The organism is Bradyrhizobium sp. CCGUVB4N (assembly GCF_024199945.1).
Lineage (GTDB): Bacteria > Pseudomonadota > Alphaproteobacteria > Rhizobiales > Xanthobacteraceae > Bradyrhizobium.
In genome coordinates, this window is sequence record NZ_JANADP010000001.1 from 187,884 (window position 1) to 205,351 (window position 17,468).

Genomic DNA, 17,468 nt, shown 5'->3' on the forward strand with positions numbered 1-17,468 from the left:
TTGAGGGGAGGTGGACGATGCTGGACCGACGACAAATCTTGGCGGCGCTGGGAACCACGGCGCTCGCGAGCCTCGCACCAAGCGCACTTTTCGCAGCAGCCTCGATCAAGCCGGATGACACCTCCGCGCTGCTCGTGATCGACGTGCAGAACTGCTTCCTGCCCGGCGGCAGCCTCGCGGTGAAGGAAGGCGAGCAGGTCGTGCCCGTCATCAACAAGATGGCGAAAGCGTTTTCGAACGTGGTGATGACGCAGGACTGGCACACGCCCGGCCACGTCTCGTTCGCATCGGTGCATTCCGGCAAGAAGCCGTTCGAGACCATCGACCTGCCCTACGGCAAGCAGGTGCTGTGGCCCGACCATTGCGTGCAGGGCACCGACGGTGCCTCGTTGTCGAAGGACCTTTCGATCCCGCAGGCCGAGCTCATCATCCGCAAGGGTTTTCACAAGGACGTCGACAGCTATTCGGCGTTCCTCGAGGCCGACGGCAAGACAACGACTGGCCTTGCCGCCTATCTGAAGTCGCGCAAGATCAAGCGCGTCTTCGTTGCGGGTCTCGCCACCGATTTCTGCGTCGCCTGGACCGCGCTCGATGCACGCAAGGCGGGCTTCGAGGTCTATGTCGTGGAAGACGCCTGCCGCGGCATCGACAATCAGGGCTCGCTCGCGAAAGCCTGGGCCGACATGGCCAAGGCCGGCGTGAAGCGGATTCAGTCTGCGGATATCGCGGTGAGCGCGTAAGGCGCTCACGTTGTCAAACCTTGATGATGAGGAGACGCGCGCGAGCGCGCTCCTCAAAATCGCTCAGTTCGCTTCGTTGCTGTTCGCAGCCGGCGCGGGCTTGGCGCCACCCTTGGCGACGCCGACCAGCGCCGGGCGCAGCACGCGCTCGCCGATGGTGTAGCCAGCCTGCATGACCTGCACGACGGTGCCGGCGGGCACCGACGCATCCGGCACCTCGTACATCGCCTGCTGGAAGTTCGGATCGAACTTCTGGCCCTGCGGATCGAACTTCTTCACGCCGTGCTTTTCCAGCGCGTTGAGCAGCGAGCGCTCGGTGAGCTCGACGCCCTCGATCAGCGCGGTCAGGCCGGGATCGGCCGCGGCACGCGCTTCGGCCGGAACGGCATCGAGCGCGCGCTGAAGGTTGTCGGCGATGTCGAGCACGTCGCGGGCAAAGCCGGTGACGCCGTAGAGCTTGGAGTCAGCGACCTCCTTGGCGGTGCGCTTGCGCAGATTTTCCATCTCGGCCAGCGTCCGCAGCATGCGGTCGCGCGCCTCGGCGGCTTCCTTCTGCAGCAATTCCACCGAACCCGGCTCGGGGTCGTCGGGCATGATGTAGGGTTTCGACACCACGGGCTCGCCGGTCGCGGCAGTCGTGTCTTCGGGTTGCCGGTCTCGATCGGTCATCGGCTCTCTTTTCGAACTGGTCTTACGGGATTTTGCTGGCCCGGATATCGTGCTTCGGGCGCTGAAAATCAAGCGCCCGTGATCGTCTCAAATGCCGGTCAGCCCCCCAGCAGGCGGCTGACGATGCGGGCGGCGTAGTCCACGGTCGGGATCACACGGGCATAATTCAGCCGCGTCGGCCCGATCACGCCCAAAACGCCGACGATGCGGCCGGCGGCATCCCGATAGGGCGAGATGATGGTGGAGGACCCGGACAGCGAAAACAGCTTGTTTTCGCTGCCGATGAAGATCCGGACGCCCTCGGCGGTTTCGGCACGCCCCAGCAGGTCGATGACGCCGCGCTTGGTCTCGAGATCGTCGAACAGCAGGCGAACGCGCTCGAGATCCTCCAGCGCGTGCAGGTCCTCCAGCAGATTGGCGTGGCCGCGGACGATGAGCTGGCGGTCCTCATTCTCGCCGCCAGACCAGCTCGCGATCCCGGCCGAGATCACCTTTTGCGTCAATTGATCGAGCTCGGCGCGAGCCTCGCCCAGCGCGGTTTCCAGCTCGAGCCGCGCCTCGGCGAGCGTCCGGCCGCGAATCCGCGCATTGAGGAAATTGCCGGCTTCGATGATGGCGGAGGAGGGAACTCCCGGCGGCAGCGTCAGCACGCGGTTCTCGACCTGGCCGTCCTCGCCAACCAGGATGACCAGCGCCTTTTCGGGTTCCAGGCGGACGAACTCGATGTGCTTCAGCCGCGTATTCGATTTCGGCGTCAAAACGACGGCCGCGGTGCGGGTGAGACCCGACAGCCGCGTCAGCGCCTGATCGAGCGCCGCCTCGACCGATTGGGCCTGACCGACGGAGGTCAGCTGGCTCTGGATCGACTGCCGCTCCGCCTCGTTGAGATCGCCGACCTGCATCAAGGCGTCGACGAAGAAGCGCAGGCCGAGTTCCGTCGGTAGCCGGCCGGCAGACGTGTGCGGGGCGTAGATGAGGCCGAGATGTTCCAGATCGGCCATGACGTTGCGGACCGAGGCCGGCGACAGCGGCATCGCAATCAGCCGCGAGATGTTGCGCGAGCCCACCGGCTCGCCGGTCGCGAGGTAGCTTTCGACAATTTGACGAAAGATGTCGCGTGAACGCTCGTTGAGCTGGGCGAGGCCTGCGCGCGGCGCGATCAGATGGATCGGATCGTGATGGGCCACAGACGGTAACTCCTCTCAGATGCTCATAATTTGTCCATCCCCGAGGGTTCTGACAAGCGTGGCGTTTGCGGGGTGGAAAACCCGGGGTGAAAAAGCCTTGTCCTTTCCCCTTGCCGCCCACCCTCACCCCACCTACAAGCACCGCGAATAGCCCTTTTCCGAGAGTTTTGGAGGATTCCCCATGCGGCCAAGCCGCCGTGCGCCCGACGAATTGCGCCCCGTGACGCTGGAGCGTGGCGTGGTGAAGTATGCGGAAGGCTCCTGCCTCGTGAAATTCGGCGACACCCATGTGCTGGTCACCGCCACTCTGGAAGACCGCTTGCCGCCGTGGCTGAAGGGCCAGGGCCGCGGTTGGGTCACCGCCGAATACGGCATGCTGCCGCGCGCGACCTCCGAACGCACCCGCCGCGAAGCGGCCGCCGGCAAGCAGAGCGGCCGCACCGTCGAGATCCAGCGCCTGATCGGGCGTTCGTTGCGCACCATCGTCGATCTCGAAGCGCTCGGTGAGCGCCAGATCACGGTTGATTGCGACGTGCTCCAGGCCGATGGCGGCACCCGCACGGCCTCGATCACCGGTGCCTGGGTCGCGCTCGCCGACTGCATCAACTGGATGAAGACGCGCAACATGATCAAGGCCAACGTGATGCGCGACAACGTCGCCGCGATCTCGTGCGGCATCTATCAGGGCAAGCCGGTGCTGGATCTCGACTATGCCGAGGATTCCGAAGCTGAAACCGACGCCAATTTCGTCATGACCGGCGACGGCCGCATCATCGAGGTGCAGGGCACCGCGGAACGCGAGCCGTTTACGCAGGACGAGTTCCTCGCGCTGATCGCCCTGGCGCAAAAAGGCATCGCGCGTCTGGTGGACTTGCAGAAACTGGCTGTCGCGTAGTCAATAGGCCCATGCACCGCCGAATCACCGGAAAGCTCGTCATCGCGACCCACAATCCCGGCAAGCTCGCCGAGATGAAGGAGCTGCTCGCGCCTCACGGCATCGAGGTGGTGTCGGCCGGCGAGCTCGGCCTGCCCGAGCCCGACGAGACCGGCAACGACTTCCGCAGCAATGCCGCGATCAAGGCGATCGCGGCGGCGCAGGCGACCGGATTTCCATCCTTCGCCGATGATTCCGGCATCGTGGTTGATGCGCTCGACGGCGCGCCCGGCATCTACAGCGCGCGCTGGGCCGGACCGTCCAAGGATTTCGCCGCGGCCATGGCGCAGATCGAGCGCCTGTTGCAGGAGCGCGGCGCCGCCACGCCCGACAAACGTAAATCGCATTTCGTCTCGGCCCTCTGCGTCGCCTGGCCCGACGGTCATCTCGAAGAGGTCGAGGCGCGCGTCGACGGCACGATGGTCTGGCCACCGCGCGGTACCGCCGGCTTCGGTTACGATCCGATGTTCTTGCCCGACGGTCACACGCGCACCTTCGGCGAGATGGAAAGCATCGAAAAGCACGGCCTGCCGCCACTCGGCCTCGGCCTGTCGCACCGCGCCCGCGCCTTCGTGAAACTGGCGGAGATCTGCCTTGAGCCGCGCTAAAGCGTTTTCAAGCGAAGTGGACACCGGTTCGCGCCAGGAAAACGCGTCAAAACAAGAATCTGAAGCTTTTGGCGTTTACGTGCACTGGCCGTTCTGCCTGTCGAAGTGTCCCTATTGCGACTTCAACAGCCATGTCCGCCACGCCGCGATCGACGAGGCGCGTTTTGCCTCCGCGTTCGCCCGCGAGATCGAAACCACCGCACAGCGCGCGCCCGGCCGTGAGGTCTCCTCGATCTTTCTCGGCGGCGGCACGCCGTCACTGATGCAGCCTTCGACCGTCGGCGCCGTGCTCGACGCGATCGGCCAGCATTGGAACGTTGCCAAGGACGTCGAAGTGACGCTCGAGGCAAACCCGACCAGTGTCGAAGCCACGCGCTTTGCCGGCTATCGCGCAGCCGGTGTCAATCGCGTTTCACTGGGCGTGCAGGCGCTCGACGATGCCTCGCTGAAGGCCCTCGGCCGCATGCACAGCGCGCGCGAGGCGCTCGATGCCGTCGCGATCGCGCGCCGTTCATTCGATCGCTATTCGTTCGACCTGATCTACGCCCGCCCGGACCAGACGCCGGCGATGTGGGCCGACGAGCTGCGTCTCGCCATCGATGAAGCGGCCGAGCATCTGTCGCTCTATCAGCTCACCATCGAGGAAGGCACGCCGTTCTTCGGCCTGCACCAGGCCGGCAAGCTGAAGACGCCGGACGAGGCCGTCGCGCGCGCGCTTTACGACGTGACGCAGGAGACCTGCGACAAGCTCGGTCTGCCGGCTTACGAGATTTCCAATCACGCGCGGCGCGGCGCCGAGTGCCGGCACAATCTGGTGTACTGGCGCGGCGAAGAATATGCCGGCATCGGTCCCGGCGCGCACGGCCGCCTCGACATCGACGGCGTGCGCCATGCCACCGCCACCGAGAAGCGGCCCGAAGCCTGGCTGATGCGCGTCGAAAGCAGCGGCCACGGCGTCGTCACCGACGATCTCCTCAACAGCGAAGAACGCGCCGACGAATTCCTGCTGATGGGATTGCGCCTCGCCGAGGGCATCGACCCCGAGCGTTACACGGCGCTCTCAGGTCGCCCGCTGGACCCCGGTCGCATCGCGCTGTTGCGCGAGGAAGGCGCGATCACGGTCGATGCAACGGGCCGGCTGCGCGTCACGAGCAGCGGATTCCCGGTGCTGGACGCTGTGGTCGCGGATCTCGCGGCGTAAAGGCTTTGATAAGCGAACCGCCGGTATTTCCGGCAGCTGACCTTATGCCGTGCTAGATTTGCTCGCGCGTCATCTTGCCCCGCCTCCGGACGGCCATGAACGAGCGAGCCCCTCTCCCTGCGATCCACGATCCCGAACTCGACCGGCTCGTGAAGGATGCCGGTGCGAGCAAGACGGTCTACGCCCTCGTCACGCCGGAGACCGAAGCGGCGAAGCACGCAATCCTCGGCAACTGCCCGGCGTCACCGGATGCCGCGCGGCGACAATATCTCGAGCAATTCCGCGACGCCTGGACCGGCAAGCAGTTTGCGCTTCACGAAGCCTTCCTCGCACGCTGGATGGCCTGGGCCGACCCAGTGGTTGCGCTTTCGCCCACCGGATTTCCCTGGCGCTATCCGACGGCCGGCGGCAGCGAAGCCCTGTTTCACGTCATAACCGCTTATGGCAACCGCGCGCGCAGCGAGCGTTTCGATCCCGAAGTCCACGTCTTCTCTGGCGAGTACGAGGGCTACAAGGCCTATGCCGAGGCATGCGGGATAACAGTCGTCGAGCATGACCGGGCCGATTGGGAAAAGGTCGGACGTTTGCTTCCGCCGACCGCGTTGTTCTGTATCAGCCAACCCTCTGCGATTGACGGCGATGTCTGGCCGCAGGCAAACGCTTTCTTCGACCTGCTATCGGCCGGCGCCTCAAAACCTCGCCTGCTGCTCGACGTCACCTATGTCGGAAGTATTGCCGAAGAGCTCGGATCGCGTATTGCCGCGGACAGTCCCGCGGTGCAGGCCGTTGCCTTCAGCCTCTCAAAGCCGTTCGGGGTCTATTACGACCGCATCGGCGGCATCTTCTGTCGCGAGGCCATGCCGTCCCTGTTCGGCAATCAATGGTTCAAGAACCTCACCTCGCTGCAGCTCGGTCTCGCGCTGATCGAGCGTCATGACGTCTACGACCTGCCGCGCCGCTATAAGCGTGTTCAGCGCGAGGCTGCCACGGAAGTCGGCCGCCGGCTCGGCATCGCGCTCACACCGAGTGACGTCACGATCCTTGCGCGGGCGTCCCGGTCTGACACTCTGGACCCCGCGCTCGCCGCCTTCCTACGGCGACCCGCGAATAACGCGCAGGCGCATTTGCGCGTTTGTCTCACACCCGCCATGGCGCAAATGATCGGCACCGCCGGCCCGATCCCCGGAGGCGCATCTTGAAGAATCTCGTCGCGGTGACTGATCCCGAAGACATCCACCGCCATGTGCACGGCTTGTGGCGATGCGAGCCGATCCGCGATTCGCACGCCAATCGCGGCTTCATCCATGACATCGTCGAACAATTCGCGAGCCTGCCGCGCTTGTTCTGCGATACCACCAATGACCGGCTCGAACGCGCTCATTTCTGCTCGTGGTGGGGCGTGTCGATGAACCGGACCTACGACAATCCAGCGATCGAGGATCTATACCGCCTGCACGAGATGTTTCATTCGGCCTTCATGCCTTACTTTCCCGGCATCGGCTTCGATGCCTTTCATCGCAAGATGGAAGACAACGAACTGAAGGCGAGCGTTTGTTCGGAGATTCGCGTCTATTTCGAACTGCCGCATTTGCGGGAGCTTGCGTTCGAGCATCCGATCTATGCCGACCGCTTCCTCTCCGACACCTCGATGCAGACGCTCTGGCGGAAGAACAAGCCGGTCGCGATCGAGACGCTGCAAGAAGCGCGCCGCGACGTGATGTTCTCCAAGCCCGAGCATGAGATGGACCTGGCAGAGCGCTGGATCAGGCGCTTTGCCCTGCAAAACCGTCAGTGGTCGACGTGCTGGTACGATCGCTACCTCGATATCGAGCAGCACATGTACGAATTCCAGATCCGTGCCCTGCAGGGCGACCGCTCTGGCGCCATTGCGGAGCACCTGGCCTGGATCGAGGCGCACGCCGGCGAGGACACCGACGATCATATTCCCTATCGCCAGGAAGCCGCTCTGTTCGCAAACATCTATTGGAGCAACCGGCGCCGGTACGAGGCGCAGGTCCCGGCCGTGGCCAAGCCAGGATAGATTTTTAGGCGAAGCCTGCTACGCCCCAAAACTCTTCGGCGAACCCGCCACCGCAACACCACCGCCCGTCGTCACCTTCATCACCGCAAGGCCCCGCTCATTGGTGCCGTCGGCGCGGAAGCGGAACAGGCCGTCGATGCCGGCGAAGCCGGAGGGATTGGTGAGCACGTCGGACGAGAAGCGCGTGGTGCCCTGCGTGCGCGCGAGTGCGGCCACGAGTGCGACCGCGTCATAGGCAAGTGTCGCGGTGCGGATCGGCTCGGCGCCGTATTTGGTGCGGTAACGGCCGGCGAATGCGCGGAAGCCGGCGGGATCCGGCGCGGCGTAGAGGCCGCCTTGCAAGTTCGGGCTGGCATAGACGCGCGGGCTATCCCAGAGGCCGGTGCCGAGCAGCTGGATGTTGCGCAAGTTCGCGCCAGCGGCCGTCATCGCATCCGCGACGGAAACGACGGCATCGCCGTCATCGGCAATGAACAGCGCATCGGCGCTGCCGAGCTGCTGCGCGACAGTGCGCGCGGGCGTGGCGCGATCGGCGCCGTATTTCTCGAATGCGACGATGCGTCCGCCGCGCCTAGGCACCGCGGCCTTCACCGCGGCTTCGACGACATTGCCATAGGCATTGTCGGGCAAGAGCACGGCGACGGAGCGTTTTCCGATGCTGGAGGAATATTCGACGATGCGATTGACGTCGGACTCCGGCAGGAAGCTCAAGAGATAGACGCCGCGGCCGGCGACGCTCGAATCCGTCGAGAACGCCATCACCGAAATGCCCCGCGTGCGCGCGACCTGCGCCACGGCCGGGACCGACTGTGCGAACAACGGCCCCAGGATGATCTCGGCGCCTTCGTCGACCGCCTGCTGCGCGCCGGCTTGCGCGCCCTGCGGGCTGCCATTGTCGTCCTTGATCAGGAGCTGGATGTTCGGGTTCTGGAACTCGGCCAGCGCCATCTCGGCAGCGTTGCGCATCGACTGCGCGGCGAGCCCGGCATTGCCCGCGGCCGACAGCGGCAGGATCACCGCAACCTTCACCCCGCCGGTGCCGGCGGTGGTCGCCTGCTGCGGCGGGCCTGCCGGCTGGGCCGGCGGCGGAGAGGAGCTCGAGAACGGGTTGGAAAACTGGCTGAGGCTCTGCTGCACGCCGGCGCAGGCTGACAGCAGGGGCGTGCCGAGCAGCAGGCCAAGCGCACTCCGCCGGGTCGCACCCGCGAAACGGGGCCCCTCAACGGGAGACTTCAGATCACGCGGGCCCACCATGGCAACTTCTCTTCTGATCGTCCGTCGCCGGCCGATCACAGCAAATCTTGCCGCGACAGAAGCCGCGGATTCAGGCATATTGTCGGCAAATAGTTAACCAAAACAAAAGGATAATGACCGCTTAACGCGGCTGCCCTCGCTGCCTGGCTGGCTGTTCGCCGTCCGTCATCCAGCATCAAGGCGGGCTTTCCGCCGCGAATATGGCGCTGACGCTTGGTTCCGTTGAGAATGTGATGCCGGATGGATCACATTCCAGTCCTTCCTCGCCCCTCATCTGGCACGATCTTTTTCGAAGGACCGGTTCCCAGCCCCGGGGATCATGCCTAAGTTCGAATCATTATGCGCGCAAAGCCGGCCCCGATAAATACGCCTGAAGGCCCAGACGCCGCCCCGCGCGGTTTCTCCATCGACGCCCATCGGCTCGCGGTGCCGAAGCCGGCGGCCGGCCTCTATCTGGTGGCGACCCCGATCGGCAATCTCGGCGACATCACGCTGCGCGCGCTGCAGACGCTCGCCGGGGTCGACGTCATCGCCTGCGAGGACACCCGCATCACGCGGCGCCTGACCGAGCGCTACGACATCTCGGCGCAGCTCAAGCAATATCATGAGCACAATGCCGAAGCCGCCCGCCCAAAGATCCTGGAGGCGCTTGCCGCCGGCGGCTCGGTCGCGCTGGTATCGGATGCCGGCACGCCGCTGATCTCCGATCCCGGTTACAAGCTGGTTCGCGAGGTCTGCGCCGCGGGCCATGCGGTCTATGCACTGCCCGGCCCGTCCTCCGTGCTGGCAGCGCTGTCGGTCGCCGCGCTACCGACCGATCGCTTCTTCTTCGAGGGCTTTCTGCCGGCGAAATCCGCCGCGCGGCGGTCGCGCCTGGCTGAGCTCGCCCGCATCGATGCGACGCTGGTGATGTTCGACTCCGGAAACCGCGTGCAGGACACTCTCGCCGATCTCGCCGAGATCATGGGCACGCGTGAAGCCGCGATCTGCCGCGAGCTGACAAAGCTGCACGAGGAGATTTCCCGCGCGACACTGAGCGAGCTCGCCCGCGACGCCGACAGCCTCGAGACGCGCGGCGAATTCGTGCTGGTGATCGGCCCGCCTGCTGCGGATGCCGACGTGCTGACGGCGGATGCGCTGGACGATCTCCTGCGCGCGCAGCTCGCCGCGCATAGCGTCAAGGACGCCGTCGCGCACGCGGTCGCGCTCTCGGGGCGGCCCCGCCGTGAGGTCTATGCCCGCGCGCTCGAGCTCGCAAAGAATTTGCGGGGCGGCGATGGCGAAGACTAAGGATGCAGCGGAACCGAAACCGGCCTCGCCCGAGCGCGTCGCCGCGTTCCGCACCGGCATCTCGGCCGAGAGTCGCGCCGCAGCCTTCCTGATGGCAAAGGGCTACCGCATCCTCGCCAAGCGCTACCGGACGCCGCATGGCGAGATCGACCTCGTGGCGCGGCGGCGCAATTTGATCGCCTTCGTCGAGGTCAAGGCGCGTGCCAGCCTCGATGAGGCCGCCTACGCGGTGACGCCGCGCCAGCAGCAGCGCATCATCGACGCCGCGCAGGGCTGGCTGGCCACGCATCCCGAGCATGCGGAATTCGAATTGCGATTCGACGCCATGCTGATTGCGCCGCGATCACTTCCACGCCATGTGTTGGCGGCATTCGACGCCTCGACCTGAAAGGCAGACCATGAAACTGAACGTCGCCGTCCAGATGGACCCCATCGCCCGCATCAACATCAAGGGCGATTCCACCTTTGCGCTGCTCCTGGAGGCGCAGAAGCGCGGCCACGGCCTGTCCTATTACACGCCCGACAAGCTTTCGATGGTCGGCGAGGAGATCGTCGCGCCGGTCCAGCTCCTGACCGTACGCGACGAGCCCGGCGATCATTTCACCCTGGGCGAGCCCCGGCGCGAGGCGCTGAACGGCTTCGACGTGGTGCTGCTGCGCCAGGACCCGCCGTTCGACCTCGCCTACATCACCTCGACGCACATGCTCGAGCGGATTCATCCGAAGACGCTGGTCGTCAACGATCCGGCCTCGGTGCGCAACGCGCCCGAAAAGCTGTTCGTGATGAATTTTCCGCAGCTGATGCCGCCGACCTTGATCTCGCGCGACCTCGACGAGATCAACGCGTTCCGCGACAAGCACGGCGCCGTCGTGATGAAGCCGCTGCACGGCCATGGCGGCGCCGCGGTGTTCCGCGTGATGCCGCAGGACATGAATTTCGGCTCGCTGTTCGACATGTTCTCGGTCACCTTCAAGGAGGCCTGGGTGATCCAGCAGTTCATCCCCGAGGTGAAGCTCGGCGACAAGCGCATCATCCTGGTCAATGGCGAGTTCGCGGGCGCGGTGAACCGCGTGCCGGCCGCCGACGACCTCCGCTCCAACATGGTGCGCGGCGGCGCGGCCAAGGAGACCGAGCTGACCCCGCGCGAGCGCGAGATCTGCGCCACCGTTGGACCTGCGCTGCGCGAGCGCGGCCTGCTGTTCGTCGGCATCGACGTCATCAACGGCAACCTCACCGAGATCAACGTGACCTCGCCGACGGGCATTCGCGCCATCGCCCGCCTCGGCGGCCCGGACGTCGCGGCCAGGATCTGGGACGTGATCGAGCAGAAGCGGGCGAAATAACGCCGGTTATGGCGCGCGCAATCTCCCCGGTGTCGTCCCCGCGAACGCGGGGACCCATACCCACAGGGAGAAGTTTGGCGACGACTGGGGGTGGGTACTTCCACCTTCTACAATGGAGAGATCACGCGGTATGGGTCCCGGCCTTCGCCGGGACGACACCGGTGATGTGTCGCGTTGTTTCCGTCTCATCGCCGTAGCGATGCAGCACCGCCCATCACTAACCACCCATTCACCATGACGCGCCCCGCGCCTCGTGCGAACGCACGAGCGCGTATGCGTGAATCTACGGGGTCGGCGCCGTTCGAATAACGCGGCATTCACCATCTGCCGAAAACCAGCAGCATCACTGACCATCACACTCGGTCTCGCAACACCCCTTATACTTTTACTCCCTACTCATCGATGCAGGGGAACCCGCCACGTGCGGTTCGCGTACCCCGCGTAAGAGTAGAAGCGTATGAACACCGCACGCATTGTGGTTCTCGTCATCGCGCTGGGCGCCGGCGGCGTCGCTGCGTATCTGGCGAGCAGCTACGACAACAAGCCCGCGACCGCGCTCCCGGTGGCCGAGAAGCTGCCGACGGTCGAGGTGCTCGTCGCCAAATCCGACATTCAGCTCGGCCAGGCCGTGAAGGCCGAGGATCTGCAATGGCAGACCTGGCCGCAATCGACCGCAAGCAGCGCCTTTATCCGCCGCGACAACCGGCCCGACGCGCAGACCCAGATCGCCGGCTCGATCGCACGCGTGCCCTTGATGCAGGGCGAGCCGATCCGCGAGCAAAAGCTGGTGCGGGCCGACGGCTCCGGCTTCATGGCCGCGATCCTGCCATCCGGCATGCGGGCCGTGTCCACCGAGATTTCAGCCGAGACCGCGGCCGGCGGATTCATCCTGCCGAACGACCGCGTCGACATCGTCCTGACGCGACGCCTGAAGAATCCCGACGGGGTCGGCACCAGCGGCTCGACCGGCGGCAATGACCTGATCCTGTCGGAGGTCATCCTGACCAACATCCGCGTGCTCGCGATCGATCAGGCGCCGAAGGAAAAGGAAGGCCAGAACGCCGTGGTCGGCAAGACCGTCACGCTGGAGCTCAGGCCCGACCAGATCACGACACTCTCGGTCTCGCGCCAGGGCGGCACGCTGACACTTGCGCTGCGCAGTATCGCCGATGCGAGCGCCGCAGACGGGCCCGAGGACCAGGCATTCAAGCAGCGTTCGAACGGCGTGAACGTGATCCGCTACGGCGTGCAAGCGAGACAACTGACGTCACAGAAGTGATGGGGACATGATGACCTACGGGGACAATCGGATGGGCCTGCGCATTCGGGGGAAGCGCGCCGGCTCGATCTGGGCAGGGGCAATGCTGTTACTGGGGCTGGTCGCAGCCCCCGATCTCGTCCGCGCTGCGGATGCGCCGGTCGGAGACCAGGCGCCGATGCAGGCGCCGGACCTCGGCGTGTCGCCGGTTGCAACCATGCCGGCGCGGATGCGTTCGCTGTCGCTCGGCATCGGCAAGTCGGTCGTGATCGACCTGCCGCGCGAGGTCAAGGATGTGCTGGTGGCCGATCCCAAGATCGCCAATGCGGTGATCCGCTCGGCGCAGCGCGCCTATATCATCGGCGGCCAGGTCGGCCAGACCAACGTGGTGTTCTTCTCCGCCGACGGTCAGCAGGTCGCGTCCTACGACATCGCGGTCAAGCGCGACCTCAACGGCATGCGCACGGCGCTGCGCTCATCGCTGCCGGGCGTGCAGATCGAGGGCGTCGGCGACAGCGTGATGCTGACCGGCTCGGTGTCGAGCCCGGTCGAGGCCCAGCAGGCCGGCGACGTCGCCGCCAAGCTCGTCGGCGGCGCCGACAAGGTCGTCAACAACATCGTCGTGCGCGGCCGCGACCAGGTGATGCTGAAAGTCGTCGTCGGCGAAGTCCGCCGCGACATCGTCAAGCAATTGGGCGTCGATCTCAGCGCCAGCCTGAATGCCGGCACCGCGGTGGTGAATTTCAACAATTCCAACCCGTTCTCGGTCTCCGGCGGCCCGCTGGTCTCCAGCAACGGGCTCGGCGTCGCCGGCCTCGCCAAGGGCGTCGCCACCGTCAGCGCCACCATGCGCGCGATGGAAAGCGCGGGCGTGATGCGGACGCTGGCCGAGCCGAGCCTGACCGCGATCTCCGGTGAATCTGCGACCTTCATCGCGGGCGGCGAATTCCCCATCCCCGCAGGCTATTCCTGCGATCCGACCACGCATGTCTGTACCACCCAGATCTCCTACAAGAAGTTCGGTATCTCGCTGAACTTCACCCCGGTCGTGCTCAGCGAGGGCCGGATCAGCCTGCGCGTGATGACCGAAGTCTCGGAGCTGTCGAACCAGCAGGCGATCACCGTGACGCAGGCGGTGTCGTCGACCGCGAACAACTCCATCACCATTCCCTCGATCCAGACCCGCCGCGCCGAGACCACGCTCGAGATTCCCTCGGGCGGCTCGATGGCAATGGCCGGCCTGATCCAGCAGCAGACCAAGCAGGCCATCAACGGCCTGCCCGGCGTCGACCAGGTGCCGATCCTCGGCGCGCTGTTCCGCAGCCAGGACTTCGTCAACAACGAGACCGAGCTGATGGTGATCGTGACCCCCTATGTGGTGCGCGCGGTCGCCCAGAAGGAATTGTCGCGGCCCGATGACGGCTTCGCGCCGTCCTCCGATGCGCAGTCGGCGCTGCTCGGCCGCATGAACCGCCTCTACGGCATCGCGCGCCGGGTCGATCCGATCGACGGCAATGCCGGTGATTTCGGCTTCATCATCGACTGACACCAACGGTTCGGGGACCGGGCGAGATACGGGCAAGGGGGATGAAGCGATGACGAAGACAAATGATCGACGTCGCAACTGGCGCATCGCGCTCGCGCTGACGGGGCTCTCCGTCGCGCTGGGCGCCTGCAACACCACGGGTGATGTCGTCACCACCCAGACGGTGCCGACCGACTACCGCATGCGTCACCCGATCGCGGTCCAGGAAGGCAAGCGCTCGATCGTGATCTTCGTCGGCAAGGCGCGCGGCGGGCTTTCGGCCGAGCAGCACGCCGACGTGACGGGCATCGCCCAGGACTGGGTGCGCGAAGGCACCGGCTCCGTCGTCGTCGACGTGCCCATCGATACCACGAATTCGCGCGCGGCGGCCGCGACCTATCGCGAGATCCGCGCGGTGCTCGGCAGCGGCGGCGTGCCGTCGCGCGCCATCGTGCAGCATCCCTATCGTCCCGAAGATCCCGGACTGCTTCCGACCATCCGGCTGAGCTATTCCAAGATCGCGGCGGTGGCCGGCCCCTGCGGATTGTGGCCCGAGGACATGGGACCGTCGATCCTCGACCCCGGCTACAACGAGAACCGGCCCTACTTCAATCTCGGCTGCGCCACCCAGCGCAACCTCGCCGCGATGATCGACAACCCCGCCGACCTCGAGCAGCCGCGCGCCGAGACGCCGGCCTATACCGCACGGCGCGACATCGCCTTCGACCGCTACCGCAAGGGCACGACCACGGCGACCTCTTATCCCGAGGCTGACAAGGCCAAACTCAGCGACACAGGCAAATGACGGACATCCACGACGAAGAAGCGGACGATCCGCAGCACCCCGAGGAACACATTGCGCCGGTTCCCCGTATCTCGGTGCAGGCCTTTTGCGAGACCGAGCAGACGCTCGCCGCGGTGACCGCGGCCGGCCAGGACCGCCGTCTCGCCAAGGCGCATCTCACCGCCAAGAGCGGCGGCCTCGCCGCGGCGATCGAAGTCTATGACACGATGCCGACGCCGAACGTCATCGTGATCGAATCCGACGGCACGCGCGACATTCTCGAGGGGCTCGACGATCTCGCCGGCGTCTGCGATCCCGGCACCCGCGTGGTCGTGATCGGTAATCCCAACGACACCGCGCCCTATCGCGAGCTGGTGCGTCGCGGCGTCAACGATTACGTGGTCGGGCCGGTCGAGACCCTCGACGTCGTGCGCTCGATCTGCAGCCTGTTCTCGGCGTCCGAGACCATCATCACCGGCCGCGTCATCGCGGTGGTCGGTGCCAAGGGCGGCGTCGGCGCCTCCACCGTCGCGCACAACGTGGCCTGGACCATCGCGCGCGACCTCGCGCTCGACTCCGTCGTGATCGATCTCGACCTCGCCTTCGGTACCGCCGGCCTCGACTACAACCAGGATCCGGCGCAGGGCATCGCCAACGCGGTGCTGTCGCAGGACCGGCCGGACACGGCGCTGATGGAGCGCCTGCTTTCCAAATGCACCGAGCGCCTCAGCCTTCTCGCTGCACCCGCCACGCTCGATCGCGTCTATGATTTCGGCGCGGAAGCGTTCGATGCCATCTTCGACACGCTGCGCATGACCACGCCCTGCATCGTGCTCGACGTGCCGCACCAATGGTCGGCCTGGACAAAACGCGCGCTGGTCAATGCCGACGACATCGTCATCGTGGCCGAGCCGGATCTCGCCAACCTGCGCAACACCAAGAACATGCTGACCGTGCTCAAGGCGGCGCGGCCGAACGACCGGCCGCCGCTCTACTGCATCAACCAGGTCGGCATGCACAAGCGCGCCGAGATCGACGTCAAATCGTTCGCCAAGACGATGGAGAGCCAGCCGCTCGCGGTGATCCCGTTCGATTCAAAGCTGTTCTCGACCGCCGCCAATAACGGCCAGATGATCGCGGAGGTCTCCAAGAGCCACCGCACCACCGTGCTGTTCCAGAATATGGCCAACCGCCTGGCCGGACGCGGCGAGGTGAAGAAGCCGAAGCGTTCGCTGCTCGAACCGCTGCTGAAGAAGCTGAAGGGCAAATCGGGGCGCGGATCCGCTCCGCATCGCAAGGCGTCGTAAGCACGAGCGCGTTTTTCGAGCGCGTAGGACTCTCAGCGGCGGCGGATTACTTCTCCGCCCGCTGCTGCTGCTTCTTCGACAGCAGCTGGCGCAGCGCCGTGACCTTGGCTGCGGCCTGATCCGGCGGCAAATCTGCTTTCACAAGGATTTCAGCCTCGGCCTCGCGGCCCTGTAATCCCAGCACGAGTGCGAAATTGGCGCGGACCCGCGCATCGTTCTGATTGCGCTGATGAGCGCGGCCGAGCACCTGTTCGGCCTTCGACAGATTATTTTGCAGCATGTAGGACAGGCCGAGATTGGACAGCACGGTCGGCTCGTCGGGCACGATCTTCAGCGCTGCGGCGTAATATTGCTGCGCTTCCTCGTTGCGGCCGAGCTGATCGAGCGCGGCGCCCTGCGCCGACAGGATGCGCCAGTCCGGATCCTCCGGCGTGTGCGCGCGGCTGAGCACGTCGAAAGCCTGCTGGAAATTGCCATTGTCGGCGAGCGCGCGGCCATAGCCGGCGAGCAGCGCCTTGTTGCTGGGATGGGCGAGCACGGCCTGCTCCATCACCGCGACCGCCTGGGCACGCTGGCCGCTTTCGCGCAGCGCCTTGCCGTATTCGAGCGCAACATTGGGATCGCTGGGCTTGGCGCGATAGCGCTCGCGCAGGGCGTCCATGGGCCTGGCGTCCGCCGTCGCGGCAGGCTCCGACTTGCTGCCGCCACCGAGCGCGCCGGTCACGTCCTCCAGGCTCGTGGTCTGGCAGCCACCAAGGGCAAGCACCAGAAGCGCGGGAAGCAGAAATCTCGCCGGGGGAGAGGCAAGGGACGAACGCTTGGACATACTCTGATCACCGCCGGCGGACTGATCAGAGATGCTTTGCCGATTAACGCTAAAGTCCGGTTAAGGAAACGCGTCTGGCAGGACTAGTCGGTGAATTCCGCACCGAATTCGCAGCCGATGCGCCAGCGCAGGCGGCACTGGCGGGAATAATCGGGCGCGAAGATGATGGTGAATTGCGGCGGCACTTCCAGAAACTCCGCCACGACCTTCACGCCCCCATCCGAGATATCCGTGATCGTGCAGTCCCGCGGCAGCGAGCCCGCACCAAAATGGATCTTGGCGAGCCGCGTGCACACCCGACGTTCGCTTCTGCGGCGATTTGCAAGCATTTGAATTCTTCACCCGTTAGACCACGGCCCATCCCGCAGCCTTAGGAGTAGCGAACATTCGTTGGAATGTGCTGAGCGTAGCCGGTCGCATTCGAGGCGTAGTCGAAGCTTAATGTCGTCGTCCCGTTGACCGGTCGTTAGGGAATGCGGCGCCCGCACCTTCGTTCCCGTA

18 protein-coding genes are annotated in these 17,468 nt (G+C 65.5%); 13 read left to right on the forward strand and 5 right to left on the reverse strand.

The genetic code is table 11. The annotated features are described in order from the left end of the window. Positions 1-17 precede the first annotated feature (17 nt). Positions 18-740, forward strand: coding sequence for a bifunctional nicotinamidase/pyrazinamidase (gene pncA / locus NLM31_RS00845; RefSeq protein WP_254127348.1), 723 nt, complete (start codon positions 18-20; stop codon positions 738-740). A 63-nt stretch (positions 741-803) separates the two neighbouring features. On the opposite strand, the gene grpE is transcribed toward pncA, so the two are convergent. Both grpE and hrcA read right to left on the reverse strand, forming a co-directional pair. After that, positions 804-1,409 carry a nucleotide exchange factor GrpE gene (gene grpE / locus NLM31_RS00850; RefSeq protein WP_254127349.1) on the reverse strand — a complete coding sequence of 202 codons (606 nt, stop codon included), beginning with the start codon at positions 1,407-1,409 and terminating at the stop codon, positions 804-806. A 98-nt stretch (positions 1,410-1,507) separates the two neighbouring features. Then, positions 1,508-2,596, reverse strand: coding sequence for a heat-inducible transcriptional repressor HrcA (hrcA, locus tag NLM31_RS00855; protein ID WP_254127350.1), 1,089 nt, complete (start codon positions 2,594-2,596; stop codon positions 1,508-1,510). A gap of 181 nt (positions 2,597-2,777) precedes the next feature. On the opposite strand from hrcA, the gene rph reads away from it, so the two are divergent. From rph to NLM31_RS00880, 5 genes are all read left to right on the forward strand, one after another. After that, entirely contained in the window at positions 2,778-3,491 is a 714-nt protein-coding gene (gene rph / locus NLM31_RS00860) for a ribonuclease PH (RefSeq protein ID WP_148777231.1), read from the forward strand. A gap of 11 nt (positions 3,492-3,502) precedes the next feature. After that, positions 3,503-4,138: an RdgB/HAM1 family non-canonical purine NTP pyrophosphatase gene (gene rdgB, locus NLM31_RS00865; RefSeq protein ID WP_254191189.1), complete on the forward strand. Its 636-nt coding sequence runs from the start codon at positions 3,503-3,505 to the stop codon at positions 4,136-4,138. 16 nt (positions 4,139-4,154) lie between these two features. Further along, a complete protein-coding gene (hemW, locus tag NLM31_RS00870; protein WP_254135174.1) occupies positions 4,155-5,339 on the forward strand; it encodes a radical SAM family heme chaperone HemW in 1,185 nt (394 codons plus the stop codon). 95 nt (positions 5,340-5,434) lie between these two features. Beyond that, positions 5,435-6,538 carry an aminotransferase class I/II-fold pyridoxal phosphate-dependent enzyme gene (locus NLM31_RS00875; RefSeq protein ID WP_254191190.1) on the forward strand — a complete coding sequence of 368 codons (1,104 nt, stop codon included), beginning with the start codon at positions 5,435-5,437 and terminating at the stop codon, positions 6,536-6,538. Then, entirely contained in the window at positions 6,535-7,380 is an 846-nt protein-coding gene (locus tag NLM31_RS00880) for a hypothetical protein (RefSeq protein WP_254127353.1), read from the forward strand. The genes NLM31_RS00875 and NLM31_RS00880 overlap by 4 nt, the downstream gene beginning before the upstream one ends. A gap of 18 nt (positions 7,381-7,398) precedes the next feature. Here the strand turns inward: NLM31_RS00880 and NLM31_RS00885 are convergent, their stop codons facing one another. Beyond that, positions 7,399-8,634: a penicillin-binding protein activator gene (locus NLM31_RS00885; RefSeq protein WP_254191191.1), complete on the reverse strand. Its 1,236-nt coding sequence runs from the start codon at positions 8,632-8,634 to the stop codon at positions 7,399-7,401. Between the two features lie 339 nt (positions 8,635-8,973). Between NLM31_RS00885 and rsmI the strand changes: the two genes are divergently transcribed. From rsmI to NLM31_RS00920, 7 genes are all read left to right on the forward strand, one after another. Then, positions 8,974-9,924, forward strand: a complete 951-nt coding sequence (gene rsmI / locus NLM31_RS00890; protein WP_254191192.1) for a 16S rRNA (cytidine(1402)-2'-O)-methyltransferase — start codon at positions 8,974-8,976, stop codon at positions 9,922-9,924. Further along, a complete protein-coding gene (locus tag NLM31_RS00895; RefSeq protein WP_254191193.1) occupies positions 9,911-10,312 on the forward strand; it encodes a YraN family protein in 402 nt (133 codons plus the stop codon). The genes rsmI and NLM31_RS00895 overlap by 14 nt, the downstream gene beginning before the upstream one ends. Positions 10,313-10,322: 10 nt before the next feature. Continuing rightward, positions 10,323-11,267: a glutathione synthase gene (gene gshB / locus NLM31_RS00900; protein ID WP_254127357.1), complete on the forward strand. Its 945-nt coding sequence runs from the start codon at positions 10,323-10,325 to the stop codon at positions 11,265-11,267. 457 nt (positions 11,268-11,724) lie between these two features. After that, on the forward strand, positions 11,725-12,546 hold the full coding sequence (gene cpaB, locus NLM31_RS00905) for a Flp pilus assembly protein CpaB (RefSeq protein WP_254191194.1): 822 nt from the start codon (positions 11,725-11,727) through the stop codon (positions 12,544-12,546). A gap of 10 nt (positions 12,547-12,556) precedes the next feature. Continuing rightward, positions 12,557-14,071, forward strand: a complete 1,515-nt coding sequence (locus NLM31_RS00910; RefSeq protein ID WP_254196114.1) for a type II and III secretion system protein family protein — start codon at positions 12,557-12,559, stop codon at positions 14,069-14,071. A gap of 49 nt (positions 14,072-14,120) precedes the next feature. Then, positions 14,121-14,855: a CpaD family pilus assembly protein gene (locus NLM31_RS00915; protein ID WP_254191195.1), complete on the forward strand. Its 735-nt coding sequence runs from the start codon at positions 14,121-14,123 to the stop codon at positions 14,853-14,855. After that, the gene (locus NLM31_RS00920) at positions 14,852-16,141 is read left to right on the forward strand and encodes an AAA family ATPase (RefSeq protein ID WP_254191196.1); all 1,290 of its coding nucleotides are present in this window, start codon (positions 14,852-14,854) and stop codon (positions 16,139-16,141) included. The genes NLM31_RS00915 and NLM31_RS00920 overlap by 4 nt, the downstream gene beginning before the upstream one ends. 46 nt (positions 16,142-16,187) lie before the next feature. Here NLM31_RS00920 and NLM31_RS00925 read toward each other — a convergent pair whose 3' ends face one another. Continuing rightward, positions 16,188-16,967: a tetratricopeptide repeat protein gene (locus NLM31_RS00925; protein ID WP_254191197.1), complete on the reverse strand. Its 780-nt coding sequence runs from the start codon at positions 16,965-16,967 to the stop codon at positions 16,188-16,190. An 83-nt stretch (positions 16,968-17,050) separates the two neighbouring features. Continuing rightward, positions 17,051-17,296 (reverse strand): PilZ domain-containing protein, encoded by a 246-nt coding sequence (locus NLM31_RS00930; RefSeq protein WP_027534981.1) that lies wholly within the window; start codon positions 17,294-17,296, stop codon positions 17,051-17,053. Positions 17,297-17,468: the final 172 nt, after the last annotated feature.